The organism is Streptomyces sp. NPDC002776 (genome assembly GCF_053592195.1).
In genome coordinates this window covers 1-14,960 of record NZ_JBSFVG010000028.1, presented here as the reverse complement: position 1 = coordinate 14,960, position 14,960 = coordinate 1, and the positions used below count along the sequence as shown (strand labels likewise).

Here is a 14,960-nt window from a genome sequence, read left to right as displayed (position 1 = left end):
GAGGCCGCACGCGCGCGTGCCTACTCCTCGCCGTCCTCCAGCCAGCCGAAGCTCTTCTCCACCGCCTTGCGCCAGTTGCGGTACTCCCGGTCCCGCACCGCCGGGTCCATCGACGGCGTCCATTCGACGTCCCTCTGCCAGTGGGCCTTCAGCTCGTCGAGGTCGTTCCACACACCGGTCGCGAGCCCGGCCGCGTACGCGGCGCCCAGACAGGTCGTCTCGGACACCTTGGGCCGGATCACCGGCACATCGAGCACATCCGCCTGATGCTGCATGAGCAGGTTGTTCTGCGTCATGCCGCCGTCCACCTTCAGGGTGGTGATCCGCACCCCGGAGTCCTGGTACATGGCGTCCACGACCTCGCGCGTCTGCCAGCTCGTCGCCTCCAGCACCGCGCGCGCGAGATGCGCCTTCGTGACGTACCGGGTGAGCCCGGTGACCACGCCGCGCGCGTCGGAGCGCCAGTACGGCGCGAACAGGCCGGAGAAGGCGGGCACGATGTACGCGCCGCCGTTGTCCTCGACGCTCGCCGCCAGCGACTCGATCTCGTCCGCGGAGCGGATGATGCCGAGCTGGTCGCGGAACCATTGGACCAGCGCGCCCGTTATGGCAATCGACCCCTCCAGGCAGTACACCGGCGCCTCCCCGCCGATCTTGTAGCCCATCGTCGTCAGCAGGCCGTTCTTCGACGGCACCGGCCGGTTTCCGGTGTTGAGCAGCAGAAAGCTGCCCGTGCCGTACGTGTTCTTCGCGGTGCCTACGTCGTAGCAGGCCTGCCCGAAGACCGCCGCCTGCTGGTCGCCGAGCGCGGAGGCGACGGGCACGCCGGCGAGATGGCCGACAGCGGTGCCGTACACCTCGGCGGAGGAGCGGATCTCGGGCAGAACCGCCTCGGGGACGTTCATGGCGGAGAGGATCGAGGAGTCCCACTGGAGGGTCTCCAGATTCATCAGCATGGTGCGGCCGGCGTTCGTCACGTCGGTGACATGCCGACCGCCGTCCGTGCCGCCCGTGAGGTTCCAGATCAGCCAGGAGTCGATGGTGCCGAAGGCGATCTCGCCGCGCTCGGCGCGTGCCCGGAGCCCCGGCACGTTGTCCAGCAGCCAGGCCGCCTTGGGTCCGGAGAAGTAACTGGCCAGCGGCAGCCCGGTCTGTTCGCGGAACCGGTCCTGCCCGTCCGGGCCGCCGAGCCGGTGGCACAGCGCGGAGGTGCGGGTGTCCTGCCAGACGATCGCGTTGTGCACGGGCTTGCCCGTCGAGCGGTCCCACAGGACGGTCGTCTCGCGCTGGTTGGTGATGCCGAGGGCGCTGATCCGGTCGGCGCGCAGTCCCGCTTTGGCGATGGCCCCGGCGACCACGGCCTGCACCTTGGACCAGATCTCGGTGGCATCGTGCTCCACCCAGCCCGGCTTGGGGAAGATCTGGCGGTGTTCGCGCTGGTCGACGGCGACGATGGCGCCGTTCCGGTCGAAGATGATGCAGCGGCTGGACGTGGTGCCCTGATCGATAGCGGCGACGAACTTCTCCGTCATGACGTCCCCTTCGTGGGTTCCTTCAGAAGGCTGCGTTGAAGATGAGCCCGGACAGCGCCCCGCCGATCAGCGGTCCCACCACCGGGATCCACGCGTAACCCCAGTCCGAGGTGCCCTTGTTGGGGATCGGCAGCACGGCGTGCGTCAACCGCGGGCCCAGGTCGCGGGCCGGGTTGATGGCGTATCCGGTGGGACCGCCGAGCGACAGACCGATGCCGACCACCAGGAAGGCGACGATCAGGATCGCCGTACCGGACTGGCCGAGCCCTTCGGTCAGCCCGAACGCCAGGATGGGCAGCACCAGTCCGACGGTCGCGATGATCTCGGTGATGAGGTTCGCCCCGGGATGGCGGATCGCGGGCGCGGTGGCGAAGATCCCGAGGGTCGGCTGTGCCTCGTCCTCCTCCGCGTTGGCCTGGAACTGCGCGTAGTAGACCAGCCAGCACAGCACCGCGCCGAGGACCGCCCCAACCAGCTGGCCCGCGACGTAGAGGTGCACCGTGTCCCATTCCCCGGTGTCGATGGCGATCCCCAAGGTCACCGCCGGGTTCAGATGCCCGCCGGACAGCGGCGCGGCCGTGTACGCCCCGGCCAGCACTCCGAAGCCCCAGCCGAAGGCGATGACGACCCAGCCCGCGTCCTTGGCCTTGGAGTCGTTCAGTACGACGGCGGCGACGACTCCGGCGCCGAAGAGGATCAGGATCGCGGTTCCGATGACCTCGCCGAGGAAGATGTCTCCGTTGCTCATGGCGGCTCCTAGGCCCTGGCCCGGGGTGATCGACCCCGTTCCTCCGTGCAGGGTGCGTTTCCCATGGCGACTTCAGCCGAAGGCAGGGAAGGACCCGCGCCCCGCCCGGCGTCCGTGACGAGCGTGCCGTCGTCGTCGCATCGCCCCTGGGGATGGCCGTGGCTGGATCAGGCGGAGCCCGCACGGCGCGGTGCCTGGTACGCCGTGAATGTACGGCGATGTCGACTGACACCGGAAGTGTTCACCGGTGTCCGAAGGGCGTCAAGGTCGCGGACGGGAACCGTTGAGGGCATGCCCGTACGGCCGTAGCTGCACCGCCGGGCCCGGATTCAGCCCCTGCCCGGCTCCACGACCGCCCACTGCGCCTGCGCGACCGCGGCTCCGGCCCCGCGCCGGATCTCATGACCCGGCAGCCCCGCGCGGCCCAACACCCAACTGGCCCCCTGCAAGGACTTCGCGGCCTGTTTCAGGGGGGCCAGACAGGCGGCGGCCTGCCGGTGGTCCAGGACGCTCCCCGGCGCGCACAGGACCGTCGCCAAGGAGAGCGTGACGGGACGCCCGCCCGCCGACCAGGGGGCGTCCAGCACGGTGGCGGCCAGCGCATCAAGGCCCTCCGGATCCGCGAGGACCAGGAAGTCGTCACCGCCGATGTGGCCTACGCGCGTACTGCCGGACGCCGCGTGCTGCAGTGTCCGCCCCACGGCCCGGATCAGCTCGTCGCCCGCGGCGAACCCTGCTCCGTCGTTGACCTGTTTGAAGTGGTCGACGTCGAGCCAGCTCAGGGCGAACGTCCGCCCGTCCGCGATCCGTCGGTCCACCTCGCCGGTGATCGCGTCCGATCCGGGCAGCCGGGTCAGCGGGTTGAGCCCGGCCGCCTCCTCGACCCGCGACTCGGCCAGCGCCCGCACGAGGTCCGCGAGCCGTACGACGCCCACACACCGCCCGTACCGGTCCACGACCGCCACGTCGTCGGAGGTACGGTCCCGGTCGCCCACCGCCACGACGTCCAGCACCTCCCAGACGGTGGCGTCGACGCCGACCGTCCGGGGCGGATCACCGAGCTTGGACGCCGGCCGGTCGGCGTACAGGGCATGGCCGTAGCGCCCCGACATCGACAGCAGGAAGCGGGAGCGGTGCACCGAGCGCACGGGCACCCCGCGCGTGTCGACGAGCAGCACCCCGGACACCTCGGGTGACCCGGTCAGCAGGGTGCGCACCTGGCCGGCCGAGGCGGTGGCCGGCAGCAGCGCGGCGGGCCGGACGAACTCGCGGACGACCGGCCCCGAGGGCTGGGGCGCCCCGCCACCGGGACGGCGGGGCGGAACGTATACGTCCGCGGCGGGCAGCCGGGCGGGCGGCGCGAACAGCTCGCCCTGCGCCAGCTGCGCGCCGGCCGAAACCGCGGCCGCGCACTGCAGTTCGGTCTCGACGCCCTCCACGCACAGCAGCGCCCCCAGCGCGTCGCACAGGGTCCGCATCGCGCGCACGCCCGCCGACCGAGCCAGCAGCGACGCGTCGAGCTTCACCAGGTCCGGCGCCAGATCGACGAGCAGCCGCAGCGGTACGTCACCGTCCCCGACGCCGTCCGCACTGATCCGGAAGCCCTGCTCCCGCACCGCGGCCACCGCCTCCAGCAACGCCTGCTGCGGCACGTGCGTGTACGGCGGGACGATGTCGAGGGTCACCTCCCAGGGCATCCGCCCCACTTCCCGGACCGCCTCGGCCAGTCGGGCCAGTCCGCCGAGGTCGGCGAGGGTACCGGCGAAGACGTTGACGTGCAGCGGCAGCAAGGTCTCCTTGCGGGCCGCCGCCCGGACCGCCGATACGGCGAGGCCGCTGTCGAGTTCGGGGTCCCGCCGGGCCTCGGCCAGGATGTCGCCGGTCTCCGGGCGGGCAAGGACCTCCAGCCCCGCCACTCCACCGGTCGTCAGATTGACCACCGGCTGAAAGGCGAAGCGGAGCGTATCCGACCAGGAGTGCACGGCAGCATCATCGCCCTCCCTTCGCGCACCCGAGCCCAGTTCATGAGACGTTCACGCAGCATTCCGGGACGGTCACAGAGCGTGGAAACCTCCCGCCTACGCCCCTGCCGCCGACCGGGTCAGCGCACCGCGATCACTGCCGAACCGTGCCCGAACAGCCCTTGGTTCGCCGAGAGGCCCACGCGCGCGCCCGAGATCTGCCGGTCGCCCGCGGCCCCCCGCAACTGCCATACCAGCTCGCACACTTGGGCCACGGCCTGGGCAGGCACGGCCTCGCCGAAAGAGGCGAGCCCGCCGCTGGTGTTCACGGGTATGCGCCCGCCCGGACCTGTCGCCCCTTCCCTCAGCAACTTCGCGCCTTCGCCCTCGGCGCACAGCCCCAGATCCTCGTACCACTGCAACTCCAGTGCGGTGGACAGGTCGTAGACCTCCGTGAGCGAGAGATCCTCGGCTCCGATGCCTGCCTCCTCGTAGGCGGCGGCCGCGATCGAAGCCCGGAACGACTCCGTGCCCGGCTCCACCGCGACCGCTGAGTCCGTCGCGATGTCCGGCAGGTCGAGCACGGTGTTGGGGAAGCGCGGGGTCACCGTGGACACGGCGCGGATCCGCACCGGCTCCGCCACGCCGTGCCGCCGCGCGAACTCCATGCTGGACAGCACCAGTGCGGCCCCGCCGTCCGAGGTCGCGCAGACGTCCAGCAGCCGCAGCGGATCGGCGACCGTCGCGGAGGCGGCCACCTCTTCCGGTGTGACCCGCTTGCGATAACGCGCGTACGGATTCAGCGCCCCCATGACGGAGTTCTTCACCTTGACCCGCGCGAAGTCCTCGGGCGTGTCCCCGTGCACGGCCATGCGCCGGCGCGCGTACAGCCCGAAGTACGTCGGATTCGTCGCCCCGAGCACCCGGAAGCGGAGCCAGTCCGGATCGTCGGGGCGATCCCCTCCCGCCGGTCGGAAGAAGCCCTTGGGGGCGGCATCGGCCCCGACCACGAGCACCGTCTCGGCGAGGCCCGCCAGGATCTGCGCCCGCGCGGCGCCGATGGCCTGCGCCCCGGACGCGCAAGCCGCGTACACGCTGGTGACCCGGGCCCCCTGCCAGCCGAGGGCCTTCGCGAAGGTGGCTCCTGAGACGTATCCCGGATAGCCGCCCCGTACGGTGTCCGCGCCGACGATCGACCGAACGTCCCGCCAGTGCACCCCCGCGTCGGCCAGCGCGGCCCGAGCGGCCACCGCCCCGTACTCGACGAAGCCGCGCCCCCACTTCCCCCACGGGTGCATGCCCACCCCCAGTACCGCCACATCCTCCGTCACGTCCTCACCGCCCCCTCGTCGGCCGCCACTGCCAGGTCGTCCAGACGGCCTCCGCGTCCTCATGGAGCACGCCCGGCACGACCTCCACCTCCATGCCCACCGCGAGATCACCGACGGTGACCCCGGGAACGGCCTGCCCCAGCACCACCAGCCGCTCGGCGGCCAGTTCCACAGCGATCAACGTGTACGGCTCCCACGGAAGTTCCGGATTGGTCACATAGGGTGACGGTGGCCGATATCGGCTGTCCGTATACGACCAGACCCGGCCCCGCCGGGACAGCGGAACCTCCTCCAGATCGCCCCCGCAGCACCCGGGGTTGCGGCAGTGGACGTCCTCGCGGGGGAAGAAGACCGAGGCGCAGGCGGAGCAGCGCGTCCCGAGAAGCCGGAAGCCGTCTCCGTCCCCGGCGAACCACCCGGCGACCACGGGCGTACGTGTACGCGACAAAGGCCCTCCCCACAAGCAGATCTGACGAAACGTCAGAAGTGTGTCACGGGCATCCGCGAAAGGGCAGCGGTCCGCCCGCCACTGTGCGGCACCCGCCCCCGGAAGACGTCCTTCCCGTGATCGGATACAGTCCGCCGCGTGTCCGAAACTCAACATCCCAACCCCAACTCCGCGCCCGGCTCCCACTGTTCGAGCTGCGGAGCGCCCTTTGGAGAGGGCGTCACCGGCTGGCCCCGCACCTGCCCGGTCTGCGGCACCGTGGCCTACCGCAACCCGCTCCCGGTCGCCGTCGCGCTCCAGCCCGTGTATGACACCAAGGGCACCGCCCTGGTCGTCATCACCCGAACCGTCGCCCCCGCGCGCGGGGGCATCGCACTGCCCGGCGGTTACCTCGACGACTGCGAGGACTGGCGGCAGGCCCTCGTCCGCGAACTCAAGGAGGAGACCGGCATCGACGCCGCCGCCCGCGACGTACGGCTGGTGGACGTGATGAGCTCGCCCGACGGCCATCTGCTGCTCTTCGGTCTCCTCCCGGAGCGCCCGGCCGACAACCTCCCGGCGTCCGCCGAGACGGACGAGACGGAGGGCTGGCACCTCCTGCGCCGCCCGGAAGAGCTCGCCTTCCCCCTGCACACCGTCGCGGTACGGGCCTGGTTCGAGGGCCGCTACATCTGAGTTCAGGCCTGCGCGAGCCCCCGCATCCGCACCGGATGGGGCGGCTCGCTCACGCCGTCGTCACCCTCCCGCTCCACCACCACCTGCCGGCCCTCCCAGCGGGCGACGTACCGCTCGATCTCCGGTTCGTCCCAGCCGTCGCCCGCGTCCGGCACGACCAGCCCGCCGCCGGTCCTGCCCCGGGCAGGCGCCCACACCTCCAGCTCCAGCCCGCCGTCCTCACCCCGCACGGGCAGCACGGCACCCGCGCGCGCGAGCACCGGGATACGGGACAGCGGCGCGTCGACCAGCACCTGACCCGGACCCTCGTACACCCGCTCCGTCACCGTGTCGTACCACCGCCCCCGCGGCAGCTGCACCGCACGCCGGTCCGTGCCCGGATCGAGCACCGGCGCCACCAGCAGACAGTCCCCCAGCAGGAAGGCGTCCTCACAGTCACGCAGCGCCCGGTCCTCGGGAGCGCCCCACCAGACCGGCCGCACATAGGGCGCCCCGGTACGCCGGGCCAGATGCGCCAGCGTCAGGAAGTACGGCAGCAGCCGCCTGCGCTCCACCAGCGCCACGCGCGCGTGCCCCAACACCTCCGGGCCGAACTCCCACGGCTCCCGGCGCCCCGCCCGCGGACTCGCATGCGTACGGAACAGCGGCAGGTACGCGCCCAGCTGGAACCACCGCAGATACAGCTCGGGCGAAGGGCTCCCGTCGAAGCCACCCACATCCGGCCCCGAGTACGGCACCCCGCACAGCCCCAGCCCCAGCACCAGCGACAGCGAGACGCGCAGCCCCGGCCACCCCGTCGCCACATCCCCCGACCAGGTCCCGCCGTAACGCTGCAGACCGGCCCACCCGGAGCGGGAGAAGACGAACGGCCGCTCACGGGGAGCCAGCTCGCGCAGCCCCTCGTACCCCGCCCTGGCCATGCACAGGGCATAGACGTTGTGCGCCTCGCGGTGATCCCCGCCGCGTCCCTCCAGGGAATGCCGGGCGGAGCGAGGCAACGTCGACTCCCCGAAGGCGGTGAACGACGTGGGTTCGTTCACGTCGTGCCAGAAACCCGCGAACCCCTGCGCCAGCCGTTCCTCGTAGAGCCCGCCCCACCACCGCCGCACGCGCGCGTGCGTGAAGTCCGGGTACACCACCTCCCCGGGCCAGGCGACCCCCTCGACGAGACGGCCGGAGGCATCCCGCACGAACGCGTCCACCGCCGCTCCGCTGTCGTGGACGACGTTGCCGGCAGCTGCCTTGACCGCCGGGCCGACGATCGAGACCAGCCGGACCCCGTCCTGTCGCAGCTCCTCCGCGAGCTGAGGCAGCTTGGGGAAGCGGTCCTGGTCGACGGTGAAGACCCGATGGCCGTCGTAGTGATCGATGTCCAGATGCACCGCGTCCAGCGGCAGACCGCGCTCCAGATACCCCGAAACGATCCGCCGCACCTCCTGCTCACTGCCGAAGCCCCACCGCGCGTGGTGGTGCCCGAGCGCCCACGCGGGCGGCAGCGCCGGCGCCCCGGTGAGCGAGGCCCAGGTGAGCAGCACGCGCGCGGGCGTGCCCACCATGACCCAGCAGCGCAGCGGCCCGCCCTCCATGCGCACCTCGCAGGTCCCCGCCCTGTCGTGTCCGGAACCCGCCCCCTCCTCGCCCTCCCGCAGCGTCACCGTGCCGTCCCACGAGGTGTCGTGGAACACCAGATGCGTGGCCGCGTCGGCCACCACCATCTGCACCGGCATCGTGATGTACAGCGGATCCGCGTCCGGCCCGAAGGCATGACCGGGGTCGGTGTTCCACAGGCGGTACGTCCCGTCCCTCAGCCGGGGCCCCGACGCCCGCCCGCCGAGCCCGAAGAAGCGCGCGTCCGCGGCCACTGCGGAGCGCTGCATCCAGCGCGCGGGCCCGCCCCCCACCGGCTCCCACCACCGAGGCGGCAGATCCCGGCGCAGGGTCACGCCACCCGGCGTACGCACCTCCACGGCGCCGTGCCGCGAGACCACCACCGTCACCCGTTCGGCCACCACCCGCCAGCCGCCGTCCTTGTCCGGCTCCAGCACGACCCGGGGATCCGGCTCCGGACAACACCCGGCAAGCGCGTACGACGGCTCCGGCGCCGCCCCGTCCCAGCCCCAGAAGACGGCGCCGTTCACGGTCACCGTGACGCGCAGCCGCGTCCTGCTGAACCGGAGAACCCCACCGCCGGGGCCGGGCTCCACATCGCGCACGGGACCGGGCACGCGCGCGCGTTCCGCCCCCTTGGGCGGCAGCCCCGCGGCGTCCGCGCGCCGCCTGCGCCACGCCGCCCGCACGGCACGCAACCCTTGCGCCGCCCCCGTAGAACCGACCACCTTCACCGAACGCACCAGGTCACGACCGTCCATGCTGCTCAGCCTGCCATTGGCGGCCCCACCCGGGTGTGTCGTTCAACTGCCGTTCACCCGTGCCGGGACCACATCTTCACGACGCGGACTATGTGGCGGGCACCCTGGTGCGGGAGTCGATCACATGGCATCGTCCGTGTCAGCCGCGTCACGCGCACACCCCGCTCGTGCGCGGACGACGCACACCACGCGCACAGTCCGGGAGCCGCCCCATGTCGACCCTGAACCCCGAGCCGCTCTGGCAGCCGGATCCGCACCGCATCGCCGACGCGCAGGTCACGAAGTTCCAGGCCTGGGCGGCGGAACGCCACGGAGCACCGGCCGAAGGCGGCTACGCGGCACTGCACCGCTGGTCCGTCGACGAGCTGGACACGTTCTGGCAAGCGGTCACCGAGTGGTTCGACGTACGGTTCTCGACGCCCCCCACGCGCGTGCTCGGCAGCCGCGCGATGCCCGGCGCCCAGTGGTTCCCCGGAGCGACCCTCAACTACGCCGAGCACGCCCTGCGCGCCGCCGCCACCCGCGCGGCCGAACCCGCTCTCCTCCACGTCGACGAGACCCACGAACCGAGCCCGGTGACCTGGGCCGAGCTCCGCCGCCAGGTCGGCTCCCTCGCCGCGGAACTGCGTGCGCTCGGCGTACGCCCCGGCGACCGCGTCAGCGGCTACCTCCCGAACATCCCCCAGGCCGTCGTCGCCCTCCTCGCCACGGCCGCCGTGGGCGGCGTCTGGACCTCCTGCGCCCCCGACTTCGGCGCCCGCAGCGTCCTCGACCGCTTCCAGCAGGTCGAACCGGTCGTCCTGTTCACCGTGGACGGCTACCGCTACGGCGGCAAGGAGCACGACCGCCGCGCCACCGTCACCGAGCTGCGCCGCGAACTGCCCACCCTGCGCGCCGTCGTCCACATCCCGCTCCTCGGCACCGAGGCCCCAGATGGCGCCCTGGAATGGTCCTCCCTCACCGGCGCCGACACCGAGCCCGTCTTCGAGCAGGTGCCCTTCGACCACCCCCTGTGGGTGCTCTACTCCTCCGGCACCACCGGCCTGCCCAAGGCCATCGTCCAGTCGCAGGGCGGCATCCTCGTCGAGCACCTCAAGCAACTCGGCCTGCACTGCGACCTCGGCCCCGAGGACACCTTCTTCTGGTACACCTCGACCGGCTGGATGATGTGGAACTTCCTCGTCTCCGGCCTCCTCACCGGCACCACGATCGTCCTCTACGACGGCAGCCCCGGCTACCCCGACACCGGCGCCCAGTGGCGCATCGCCGAACGCACCGGCGCCACCCTCTACGGCACCTCCGCCGCCTACGTCATGGCCTGCCGCAAGGCGGACGTCCACCCGGGACGCGACTTCGACCTCTCCACGGTGCAGTGCGTCGCCACGACCGGCTCACCCCTGCCGCCCGACGGCTTCCGCTGGCTGCACGACGAGGTCCGCGAGAACCTCTGGATCGCCTCCGTCAGCGGCGGCACCGACGTCTGCTCCTGCTTCGCGGGAGCCGTGCCGACCGTGCCCGTGCACATCGGAGAGCTCCAGGCCGCCGGCCTCGGCACCGACCTGCAGTCCTGGGACCCGAGCGGCAAGCCCCTCATCGACGAGGTCGGCGAGCTCGTCGTCACCAACCCGATGCCGTCCATGCCGATCCACTTCTGGAACGACCCCGACGGCAGCCGCTACCACGGCAGCTACTTCGACACCTACCCCGGCGTCTGGCGCCACGGAGACTGGATCACCGTCACCTCACGCGGCTCGGCCGTCATCCACGGCCGCTCCGACTCCACGCTCAACCGCCAGGGCGTCCGCATGGGTTCCGCCGACATCTACGAAGTCGTCGAGCGGCTCCCCGAGATCAAGGAATCCCTCGTCGTGGGCATCGAACAGCCCGACGGCGGCTACTGGATGCCGCTCTTCGTCCACCTGGCTCCCGGAGCCGTCCTCGACGAGGCCCTGCTGAACCGCATCAAGCAGACCATCCGGGAACAACTCTCCCCGCGTCACGTCCCCGACGAGGTCATCGAGGTACCGGGCGTCCCGCACACCCTCACCGGCAAGCGCATCGAGGTACCCGTCAAGCGCCTCCTCCAGGGCACCCCCCTGGACAAGGCCGTCAACCCGGGCTCCATCGACAACCTCGACCTCCTGCACTTCTACGAGGACCTCGCCCGCAAGCGCGCCTGAGCCCTGCGCAACAGCCCCGGCAACCTGGCCTCGGACGCCGCCAAGACGGCAAAGTCCGAGGCCAGAGCCATTGTCAGTGCCGCCGATTACTGTAAGTGAGCATAGATCGACCGTGCACACACAGGGGGAAACATGGCGCACACCGACCACCAGACCATGCGACGCGTCCTGCGCCGGGAAATCGCCGGCACCATCGGCCTGCTCACCGACGAACACGACTTCCGCGCCATGCGGCGCTATCGCAGCTTCGCCTTCGACGACCACACGACCTATCTCGAACAGGTCGAGGCCCTCCTCAAAACACGAGCCTCTCAAGGCAGCCACACCACAGTGGCCCTCTTCGACCCACTCGAATACGCCGAATTCTGCACGGACACCGGCCTGGACCCGGACATCCCCTCCACCCGCACCCGCTTCACCGCCGAACTCGCGACCACCGGCCCCAGCCTCCCCTACGACGGCCGGCCCCTGACCGACCTCGTCCCGGACCTCATCGACGAGGCCGTCCGCCAGGCCACCTGGGAGTACGCCTCCACCCTCCTGGCCCTCATGGGCGCCTGCGCCACCTGCGGCGAGGACATCGGCCGCGCCGCCTTCACCCGGGCCTCGTCACTGCTGGTCCGCATCCTCGAAACCGCGCGCCACGGCCACCGGCATCTCGTCTGCAGCGTCTCCGGCACACCAGAACCCCTGGTCTCCACCCTCCGCGCCGACGAGGACACGAGCGGCACCACAGAACTCGACGAGGCCGAAGCCCTCGAATTCACCACGGTCCTGGCCCTCGGCATCGCCACCCAGAGCCCAGGCGGACTCGTCATGCGCACCAGCACACCCGGCACCACCGACACCATCTACGGCTGGCGCCTGCGCGGAGACGGCCTCGAACCCTTGACCGCAGGGGAGGTCTTCGACGCCTACTGCACCGACGTCGAGTCCGGCGAACTCATCTCCCCGGAGTCAGACGTCGACTACACCGTCCCGCCGGACCTGGGAGAGACGGGAACGGCCTCCGGACACACCCACTGAACGGGGGAGGGGCGCCCCACCCGAAGGTGGAGCGCCCCTCTACGGCCAGGCGACAGCGCCCAGCGACCGACTACTCGCCGGACAGCACGGCCTGCGCCGCGCTGCGCGCCTCCTCGGCGCTGTCCGTCGCCCGCGCGGCCGCCGCGGCCCGCTCGCACTGCGCCAGCGTGTACTTGGCGAGGGTCGCCCGTACATAAGGAATCGACGCCGCACCCATGGAGAGGGAGGTGACACCCAGACCGGTCAGCACACACGCGAGCAGCGGGTCGGACGCGGCCTCACCGCAGACGCCACAGCTCTTGCCCTCCGCCTTCGCCGCCTCCGCGGACAGCGCCACCAGGTCCAGCAGCGCCGGCTGCCACGGGTCCTGCAGACGGGACACCGCGCCCACCTGACGGTCGGCGGCGAATGTGTACTGGGCAAGGTCATTGGTGCCCAGGGACAGGAACTCGACCTCCTGGAGGATCGAGCGAGCCCGCAGCGCCGCCGACGGAATCTCCACCATCGCGCCGAACTTCGCCTGGAGCCCGGCCGCACGGCAGGCGTCCGCGAACGCCCTGGCGTCGGCGCGGTCGGCAACCATCGGGGCCATCACCTCGAGGTAGACCGGCAGGCCCTCGACCGCCTTGGCGAGCGCCGTCAGCTGGGTGCGCAGGATCTCCGGGTGGTCGAGCAGCGTCCGCAGACCGCGCACACCCAGCGCCGGGTTCGGCTCGTCGGCCGGAGTGAGGAAGTCCAGCGGCTTGTCCGCGCCCGCGTCCAGTACCCGTACGACGACACGGCCCTCGGGGAAGGCCTCGAGCACCTGACGGTAGGCCTCGACCTGCTTCTCCTCCGACGGAGCGTTCTTGCTGTCGTCGAGGAAGAGGAACTCGGTACGGAACAGACCGACACCCTCGGCACCGGCCTCGACCGCGGCCGGCACGTCCGACGGGCCACCGACGTTCGCCAGCAGCGGCACCTTGTGACCGTCGGCCGTGGCCCCGGGACCGGTCGAGGCCGCCAGTGCGGCCTTGCGCTCGGCGGCTGCCGCTTCGAGCTGCCCCTTCTTCTCCTCGCTCGGGTTCACGAAGATCTCGCCGGTGCTGCCGTCGACGGCGATCATCGTGCCTTCGGCGAGCTCACCGACACCGGGGAGTGCCACCACGGCCGGTACACCGAGAGCACGCGCCAGGATCGCGCTGTGGCTGGTCGGGCCGCCCTCCTCGGTGACGAAGCCGAGCACCAGGGTCGGGTCCAGCAACGCCGTGTCGGCCGGCGCGAGGTCCCGGGCCACCAGGACGTAAGGCTCGTCGCTGTCTGGGACGCCTGGCATCGGCACCCCGAGCAGACGGGCGACGATACGATTCCGCACGTCATCGAGGTCGGCCACCCGACCCGCCAGGTACTCACCGGCACTCGCCAGCAGCTCGCGGTAGGCGGCGAAGGCGTCGTACACCGCCCGCTCCGCGGTGCTGCCGACGGCGATACGGCGCTCGACGTCCACCATCAGCTCGGGATCCTGGGCCATCATCGCCTGGGCCTCGAGAACCGCCTGGGCTTCGCCCCCGGCCAGATTGCCGCGCGCCAGCAGGTCGGCAGCCACAGCCTCCACGGCCTTGCGGGCGCGCCCCTGTTCACGCTCCGCGTCCTGTGCCGGGATCTGCTTGGCCGGCGGTTCGAGGACCGCCGTGCCCATGTGCCGAACCTCGCCGATCGCCACACCGTGGCTCACGCCGACGCCTCGCAGCGTTGTCTCCATCTCACCCGTCTCCGTTAGTGCGGCGGGTCCCGCCGCCGCGGTGGTTGTCCCTACGTGCCGTCACGGGACGGCACCGGCGTCACTTCCAGAGGAAGAGGCTGTCGCCGGCCTTCACATCGCCCTCGTCACGGAGATCGGCAAGAGCCTCGGCGGTGGCCTCGAGAGCGACGATCGGGCACACCGGGGACTTTCCGGCGGCCTCGACGGCGGCCGGGTTCCAGCGCACCACGCCCTGACCACGGGTGACGGTGTCGCCCTTGTTCACGAGCAGCTCGAAGCCCTCGCCGTTGAGCTGCACGGTGTCGATGCCGAGGTGAGTGAGGACTCCGTGGCCCTCCTCGTCCACTACTACGAACGCGTGCGGGTGAAGGGAAACGATGACTCCGTCCACCGGGGATACGGCCTCGGATGGCTCGCGGACGGGGTCGATCGCTGTACCCGGGCCGACCATGGCCCCGGAGAAGACCGGATCCGGCACTGCGGCCAGTCCGATGGCGCGTCCGGCGAGCGGGGACGTCACGGTGGTCATGGGAAGCCTCCCAGGGGTGGAGATCTAGATGGGCCGTCACTGCCTGTACCGGACGGCGCACTGTTCAGCAGGGTATGTCATATGAAGTACCGGTTCCGCATGAGCAAGCCGTCTGGTGGTCTAGACCATAACCCCAAACGATTTGCACCCGCTCCGCGGCCCCGTGTACAGTCGTACTCCTGCTTGAGGCTGAGTGACGCACACCAAGCGTCTTTGCCCGGCAGCATCCAACTTGTCAGATCCTATCTCTGGATCACTTTCTGCATGCCTGCAGGGCGGTGGTCAGGGGGTCGGAAAAACCCTGATAGAGTCGGAAACGCAAGATCGAAGGGAAGCCCGGAGGAAAGCCCGAGAGGGTGAGTACAAAGGAAGCGACCGTTCCTTGAGAACTCAACAGCGTGCCAAAAGTCAACGCCAGAT

General features: G+C 71.1%; 11 protein-coding genes. 3 read left to right on the top strand and 8 right to left on the bottom strand.

The window, feature by feature from the left end:
• Positions 1-20: 20 nt before the first annotated feature.
• The 5 genes from glpK to ACWD11_RS33250 form a co-directional block, all read right to left on the bottom strand.
• On the bottom strand, positions 21-1,532 hold the full coding sequence (gene glpK, locus ACWD11_RS33270; RefSeq protein WP_451287586.1) for a glycerol kinase GlpK: 1,512 nt from the start codon (positions 1,530-1,532) through the stop codon (positions 21-23).
• 22 nt (positions 1,533-1,554) lie between these two features.
• Positions 1,555-2,280 (bottom strand): MIP/aquaporin family protein, encoded by a 726-nt coding sequence (locus tag ACWD11_RS33265; protein ID WP_451287584.1) that lies wholly within the window; start codon positions 2,278-2,280, stop codon positions 1,555-1,557.
• A gap of 329 nt (positions 2,281-2,609) precedes the next feature.
• Positions 2,610-4,262: an EAL domain-containing protein gene (locus ACWD11_RS33260; protein WP_451287582.1), complete on the bottom strand. Its 1,653-nt coding sequence runs from the start codon at positions 4,260-4,262 to the stop codon at positions 2,610-2,612.
• A gap of 119 nt (positions 4,263-4,381) precedes the next feature.
• Complete coding sequence (locus ACWD11_RS33255; protein WP_451287580.1) at positions 4,382-5,572, bottom strand: lipid-transfer protein; 1,191 nt, start codon at positions 5,570-5,572, stop codon at positions 4,382-4,384.
• 4 nt (positions 5,573-5,576) lie between these two features.
• Complete coding sequence (locus tag ACWD11_RS33250) at positions 5,577-5,999, bottom strand: Zn-ribbon domain-containing OB-fold protein (RefSeq protein WP_451287608.1); 423 nt, start codon at positions 5,997-5,999, stop codon at positions 5,577-5,579.
• A gap of 159 nt (positions 6,000-6,158) precedes the next feature.
• On the opposite strand from ACWD11_RS33250, the gene ACWD11_RS33245 reads away from it, so the two are divergent.
• Positions 6,159-6,695, top strand: a complete 537-nt coding sequence (locus ACWD11_RS33245) for an NUDIX domain-containing protein (protein ID WP_389420609.1) — start codon at positions 6,159-6,161, stop codon at positions 6,693-6,695.
• Between the two features lie 2 nt (positions 6,696-6,697).
• Here ACWD11_RS33245 and ACWD11_RS33240 read toward each other — a convergent pair whose 3' ends face one another.
• Positions 6,698-9,064 carry a glycoside hydrolase family 31 protein gene (locus ACWD11_RS33240; protein WP_451287578.1) on the bottom strand — a complete coding sequence of 789 codons (2,367 nt, stop codon included), beginning with the start codon at positions 9,062-9,064 and terminating at the stop codon, positions 6,698-6,700.
• Between the two features lie 212 nt (positions 9,065-9,276).
• Between ACWD11_RS33240 and ACWD11_RS33235 the strand changes: the two genes are divergently transcribed.
• Positions 9,277-11,244, top strand: a complete 1,968-nt coding sequence (locus ACWD11_RS33235; protein ID WP_451287576.1) for an acetoacetate--CoA ligase — start codon at positions 9,277-9,279, stop codon at positions 11,242-11,244.
• A gap of 132 nt (positions 11,245-11,376) precedes the next feature.
• Positions 11,377-12,270: a hypothetical protein gene (locus tag ACWD11_RS33230; protein WP_451287574.1), complete on the top strand. Its 894-nt coding sequence runs from the start codon at positions 11,377-11,379 to the stop codon at positions 12,268-12,270.
• Between the two features lie 70 nt (positions 12,271-12,340).
• Here ACWD11_RS33230 and ptsP read toward each other — a convergent pair whose 3' ends face one another.
• Both ptsP and ACWD11_RS33220 read right to left on the bottom strand, forming a co-directional pair.
• The gene (gene ptsP, locus ACWD11_RS33225; protein ID WP_451287572.1) at positions 12,341-14,011 is read right to left on the bottom strand and encodes a phosphoenolpyruvate--protein phosphotransferase; all 1,671 of its coding nucleotides are present in this window, start codon (positions 14,009-14,011) and stop codon (positions 12,341-12,343) included.
• Positions 14,012-14,090: 79 nt separating this feature from the next.
• Positions 14,091-14,540: a PTS sugar transporter subunit IIA gene (locus ACWD11_RS33220; RefSeq protein ID WP_451287570.1), complete on the bottom strand. Its 450-nt coding sequence runs from the start codon at positions 14,538-14,540 to the stop codon at positions 14,091-14,093.
• Positions 14,541-14,960: the final 420 nt, after the last annotated feature.

Coding starts and splice junctions, on each gene's coding strand:
- glpK (WP_451287586.1), bottom strand. CDS start 1,532: ATGACGGAGAAGTTCGTCGCCGCTATCGATCAGGGCACCACGTCCAGC.
- ACWD11_RS33265 (WP_451287584.1), bottom strand. CDS start 2,280: ATGAGCAACGGAGACATCTTCCTCGGCGAGGTCATCGGAACCGCGATC.
- ACWD11_RS33240 (WP_451287578.1), bottom strand. CDS start 9,064: ATGGACGGTCGTGACCTGGTGCGTTCGGTGAAGGTGGTCGGTTCTACG.
- ACWD11_RS33235 (WP_451287576.1), top strand. CDS start 9,277: ATGTCGACCCTGAACCCCGAGCCGCTCTGGCAGCCGGATCCGCACCGC.
- ACWD11_RS33230 (WP_451287574.1), top strand. CDS start 11,377: ATGGCGCACACCGACCACCAGACCATGCGACGCGTCCTGCGCCGGGAA.
- ptsP (WP_451287572.1), bottom strand. CDS start 14,011: ATGGAGACAACGCTGCGAGGCGTCGGCGTGAGCCACGGTGTGGCGATC.
- ACWD11_RS33220 (WP_451287570.1), bottom strand. CDS start 14,540: ATGACCACCGTGACGTCCCCGCTCGCCGGACGCGCCATCGGACTGGCC.